General features: G+C 77.2%; 1 protein-coding gene. It reads right to left on the bottom strand.

All coding sequences use genetic code 11. The annotated features are described in order from the left end of the window. A partial coding sequence (locus tag AC0I8G_RS26270) for an alpha-galactosidase (RefSeq protein ID WP_471732551.1) occupies window positions 1-232 on the bottom strand: 232 nt, incomplete at both ends.

Raw genomic sequence — 232 nt, 5'->3', positions numbered from 1 at the left:
CCTCCGCGGCGGCCCGGGCCAGGGCCAGCAGCTTCCCGAGGTCGAGGTCGAAGTAGACGGCCTCCCACGGGTTCACGACGACCGGTCGCGGGGTCGAGGGGTGGTGCGGACGCGATCGCAGGTGCTGGTGGAACCGCGCCGCCCTCCCGTCCAGCCCCTGCGCGGACCAGGCTCCGAACAGCCACGGGGTGCGGGACTGCGCCCCCGGCGCCCGTCGGCCCTCCCCGGGGAG

It is taken from the genome of Kineococcus sp. AC630 (assembly GCF_979255925.1).
The sequence above is the reverse complement of the archived record's forward strand: the minus strand, read 5'-3'. Positions and strand labels throughout refer to the sequence as shown.